Annotated in this window: 2 protein-coding genes; both read right to left on the bottom strand. The window is 61.4% G+C overall.

What is annotated here, in order from left to right:
• The coding region (locus HQL76_18140; protein MBF0111090.1) for a hypothetical protein at positions 1–1527 on the bottom strand (1527 nt) is incomplete at its 3' end.
• 111 nt (positions 1528–1638) lie between these two features.
• Positions 1639–1875: a hypothetical protein gene (locus tag HQL76_18145; protein ID MBF0111091.1), complete on the bottom strand. Its 237-nt coding sequence runs from the start codon at positions 1873–1875 to the stop codon at positions 1639–1641.
• Positions 1876–2886: the final 1011 nt, after the last annotated feature.

Raw genomic sequence — 2886 nt, forward strand, 5'->3', positions numbered from 1 at the left:
CCTAACCGGTCTTCCCTTTCGTGGCGCTGGTACGGGTTTTGACTCCGCAGTGTTGGTGGCAATGCTGGTCGGGAGCAGCAGCAGGGAGATGGTGTTGGCGTAGCTGATTTCGTCCTGGAACGGGAAGTCGGCCAAGGCATCGTCCAGCGTCTCACGCGCCCATTCCACGTCCTGACCGGTCGGCGTGGCCGGCACGTCCAACCGCAAGTCGCCCAGCTCCAACCACGCCTGCGCGCTTTCGTGATAGCCGGTCTTGACGGCAAGCGTCTTGTCGGTGCCGTAAACCGGGGATCTCAAGATACGCTCGATGGGGGGGAAGGGTAATTCCTCGGTGGGCAGGCTCATGATGTGGGTGCAGATCTGGAGCGGCAGGGTCTTCGACGACCACTCGCCCGAGGAGTTTTTGATGTAGAAGGTGAATCGCGTGGTCAGGTAGGCATGCAGCCGCTGCGGGTCCAAGATCTGCATTTGCTTCTGGCCGCGCACCTCGATCAGACGCACCAGGACAGCACCCCAGACGTAAAGTCCGCTATCCAAGCCGAGAGCATCATAAATGGCCTGCGCCCGTTCAGACAGATCCCCAGGCAGATAAAGCGAGGGCTTGGTGGCCTTGGCTCCTCCAATCGCCTGTTTGATCGTCCGTACCACCTCCTCCAGGTGCGGGCCACCGTCGGCGAGATCCCAGCCGCCGTTTTCGGTGATTTCGATGGTCTCCGGAAGACGGATGACGGTGGCCGTGGTGGCGATGCCCTGCAAGCGTTCGCGGATTTTTTCGGCATACTTGAGGCCGGGCTTGTCGGCATCGGGAACAATGATCACCACACGATCCGTCAGGGGCGTCAGATCGTGGGAGGCGAAAAGAGTCGAGCCGTTCATGCCCGTGGTGGCCACCGCTTGAGGGAAAAGCTTTTGCGCGGCGTCGGCGGTCTTCTCGCCTTCGACGAAAATGACGGGAAGGCGGGGCTTGGCTTTGAGGGCGGGCAGGTTGTAGAGCGGGCGCGGGGCGGGGTGGAGGTGACTGGCCCATTTTCCGTTGGTGTGGATCCAGGGCGTGAATATTTTCTTGTCCGGGCCTTCGTAGCGGGCCGCAATCGCGATCAGCTCGCCTTTTGCGGTGTGATACCGCCATGTCGCTACGGGCGCGCCGAGGACCTTGTGGTGTAGGTCTGCGGGCTCTGGTTCCGGAGCGGGCACGGTCGGCCTGATCTCCGGGGCAGGCTGCATTTCTTTTCTGGCTGGGGTTTTGTCTTTTGGGGGGGTGACGAGGCTGGCGAGCTGTTGGAGGGCTGCCGGGAAATCCAGTCCACGCAGCCGTTTGTACAGCTCGATGCCGTCATGCGATCCACAGGCGGTACAGATCCATGAACCATCTCCGTCGCGGTTGTCGAAGCGGAATCGGTCCTTGCCGCCGCAGATGGGGCAAGGACCGTGCCGGCCATCCATGCGGATCCCAGGCGGGACCAAAGGATTCAGAATATTTGCCCATGTTCCGTTCAGACGATTCTTGACAATATCCCGGTCTTCCATGGTATGATTCTCCTACACATTGTTTCATTGTTGGACTCGAAGCGGCCACTGCACCATACAGTGGCCGTTTCACTTTGAGGCTTCGGTGTTTTTAATTACAGTCGAAGCCGTTCATACTTTTTTGATCTCCTCCCAGCCTGGGGGCGGGTCAACCTCCGTCAGATCCCGATGCAGCACACGCGCGGCCGTACGGCGCACAACAAGTTCTTGAGCGTCCGCAAGCCGAATTTCCTGTTCGAGGTCTGAAATGAGGCCATGCACCAGGTGCGACGGGGCATCATCGATGCGCTGTAGTCTGGACTGCTGGGCGAGGGCGAGAAGATTGGTGAGACGGGTGAGGGTGTGCATGGCGGATCCTTTGTGTGAGTGGCGGATCCGGATTCTGGGTGGCTTTTCGAGGGTTGGCCAGATTCCGGGAGCTCGAAAACCGCTCTCACACATGCGGCATGTCGCGATTTAGGCTGGAGGCCCTGGACATTCGCGACATCACCCGGAATCTGACGCAAACGGACGCGCAGGCGCGACCGATTTAGGCAGGTGGTTGTGTGATTTGTGAGTTTTCGAGGCTCAAGAATGATTATCGCATATCAGGCGCAGGGACCGCAACAGGGCTGGCCTGTCCCCTGCTTTTCTTTCTGGCTGGGCCGTGCCGTGCCGGTGGTGATGTGGCTGGGATTTGCTGTAATGGACCATCCCCGCTCACTTCCGCGCGGTATTGCGCGCAAAATGGTCAAAAATCGAGGTGTGGAGCGCCCGCCATGCCACGCCATGATCGCGCGCAACCGGCCCCCTTTTATTTCCCCCACGTGGTTGGTAATTACAATTATCTAACAGTCAAGGCGTGTGTAATGCATGTAAAACTTGTAATGCGAACGTGAACCGAGAGGATGTAGATATGTACTACTTGTAATGATTGCCTGAATGTGAGCCTGGGCGCGGAGGGGCTGGAGGCTGATTGAGCGCTGGCGGGCGCGGAGAGTCTGGCGGACGCGGAGGGGCTGGAGGCTGATTGAGCGCTGGCGGGCGCGGAGAGTCTGGCGGGCGCGGAGGGGCTGGAGGCTGATTGAGCGCTGGCGGGCGCGGAGAGGCTGGCGGGCGCGGAGAGGCTGGAGGCTGATTGAGCGCTGGCGGGCGCGGAGAGTCTGGCGGGCGCGGAGAGGCTGGAGGCTGATTGAGCGCTGGCGGGCGCGGAGAGTCTGGGCCGCTTCGCGGCTGCCGCCTGTGGCGGGGGGCTGCGCCCCTGTTGTGGTCGGCGCGAAGCGCCTCCAATTTCTTACACCCCCCCCCCCCCGCGTTCCGCGCGGGCTGGCCCCCCCCAGAATCGGGGGGGGCCTTTTTTCCGCGCGGTGCCGCGGTCCG

The organism is Magnetococcales bacterium, assembly GCA_015228815.1.
Classification (GTDB): domain Bacteria; phylum Pseudomonadota; class Magnetococcia; order Magnetococcales; family UBA8363; genus UBA8363.